Source organism: Luteibacter sp. P4_D7_3 (assembly GCF_056401735.1).
Map to the genome: position 1 here is coordinate 1 of NZ_JBFUIT010000468.1, position 2,238 is coordinate 2,238.

At 61.2% G+C, this 2,238-nt stretch carries 1 protein-coding gene; it reads right to left on the bottom strand.

All coding sequences use genetic code 11. The annotated features are described in order from the left end of the window. Window positions 1-243: 243 nt before the first annotated feature. The coding region (locus AC1DSN_RS21610; protein WP_477332807.1) for an SPFH domain-containing protein at window positions 244-2,238 on the bottom strand (1,995 nt) is incomplete at its 5' end.

The window sequence follows — 2,238 nt, forward strand, 5'->3', positions numbered from 1 at the left end:
CCGTTATCCCGGCCATCTGCATGCTTATCGCGACCAGCTGACCATCAGGCCAATCCTCATTGGCCTACATCACGCCGTCGCCCGCATTTCATGCCTTCTAGTCGATGGCGGCTGCCTCGGCATGAGAAATACCAGAGGTGGGCAATGACCTGGCCCGGGAATGTCGTCTCTCGCAAGCCCGATCATCCAAATCCCCCGGCTAAGCCGGGGGATACCGTAGGACCGCGGGCGCTGCTTGTTAGCTCACCCCTGGGTCGTCTGCAACGCCTTCCCATCGGAGAGTTCCCCATCCGCCCGCTCGGCCAGGAACGCACTCGCCAGCTGAATCAACGAAGACAATCCATTCCCACCAGCCTCGCCACCACCCAACGAGATCTTCGGCACGATGGCGATGTGTCCATCGCGAATCGCCTCGGCAAACTGCGCACCCAGCGTATTGATCAGCTGCAATCGCGCACCCTCGCCAGTCAACGCCGTCGACTTCGCTTCGATCGCCTGTGCCTCAGCCTTACCTACGGCCGCAATCGCCGACGCACGGCCATCACCCTCCGCAGTCAGGCGGCGACGCTCGGCGTCCGCGTCGATGCCAATCACGTTCGCACGCTTGGTGGCTTCCACCACGTTGGCATCACCGACGTTCTTCTTGATCTCGATATGGATCGCCGAATTGGTCAGCTCGGCCTGGATATCGGTCTTGGCACGTGCCTCGCGCAGCGAGCGCTCCTTCACCGCCGATTCTTCCTGCAACTCGAACGTAGCCACCTGTTCGATCGCCACCTGGCGATCGCGCAGCTGATTAAGAAGCGTATCGATACGCGCACCCGACGCGTTGCCGGTACTGCCGTGCGGCGTACCGATCAGCACTTCCTGCAGCTCCAGGTTGTAGGCGGCAAAGCGCTCCATCATCTCTACACTGGCCAGCTGCTGGATATCCGCGCGGTTCTGGATCAGCTGGATCAGAGTTCTCGTCTGACCGATGTTCTTGAAGTAGGCACTGACCATCGGGTCCAGCGTCTGGTCGACCAGGCGCTTGATATCGCCGAAGCGCTGCACCACCAGGGGCGCCTTGCGGTAGTCGATATGCACCACCACCGACAGCGGCAACAGCGGTTCGAACGCGTCCTTGGTAATCAACGACACCTCGGAAAGGTTTTCGTCGAACTTGTGCACATTGGTCACTTCCGGCGTCCACTTCAGGATGAAGTTGGTCGTCGGCACCAGCTGGATCTTGCCTGCGTAAAGGTTGAACGCGTACTTGCCCGGCAGCAGCGGCTCCTTCCACACACCACGGCAAGCACTGTCGACCAGTTCGCCATGCGAGTAACCCTCGCCCGAGCGGTCGGCACCGGCCTTGCCGATGTACRAAACCACGACGCCAACGAAGCCGACCGGCACCACCGTCTTGGGGATGAAATCCACCGTCGCGAACAAGCGGTTGATGTAATACGTACCCTCCACGAGGACCTGATGCTGGCGACCGCGATTACCGCCGGCCTGCAGGAAGGCGTCGATGTTCTGGAAGTTGTTGTGGAACGTCGCCTTGTCGGACGTATCCTGGCCCACGCGCGGCGCGACGATTTCATCCGGCGGCAACACCGGACCATCGTGCACCGTCACCACGCCGAGCATGTCGTTGGCGGTGTCATCGGCATCCGCGGAGGCCTTCTCGCGACGGCCACCGATGATGACTGGCGAGAAGCCGCCGCGTTCCTTCAGGACGCTGCCCATGTGGTCGATCGTGCCGCGTTCCTCTTCGGACATCAGCAGGCCATGCACGCGCGACGCCGTAATGATGGCGAACTGCGCCACGTTGAAGGCGTACGTACCTTCGCGAAGAATCGTGCGCTGCGGACCCTTCTGGCCACCGGCACGCAAAAAGGCTGCGACATCCTCGATACCTTCCGGAATGGTGCGGCCCAAAGCTTGCCCTTCCTCCAGATCGTGACCGTCACGCGCGAAGACATAGCCGATCTCGCCCTGCGGAATGGTCACCAGGTCGACCTTGTGCACGCGATACTGGAACGGGGCGAAGTAATGCAGACCACCACGCAACACGGTCGGCTGGTAACCCACCTCACCCTTGAGTGCGATCAGTCCACGGCTGACCGATGGCGCACCCCATAGGCGCTCGACCACGCCGACGCGGTCATTGGGGATGTAGACAATCACATTGGAAACAGCGACGAGCACGATCAGTACGACAACGGCAACTGCGATAGCAATAAGCCAGGTCATGGC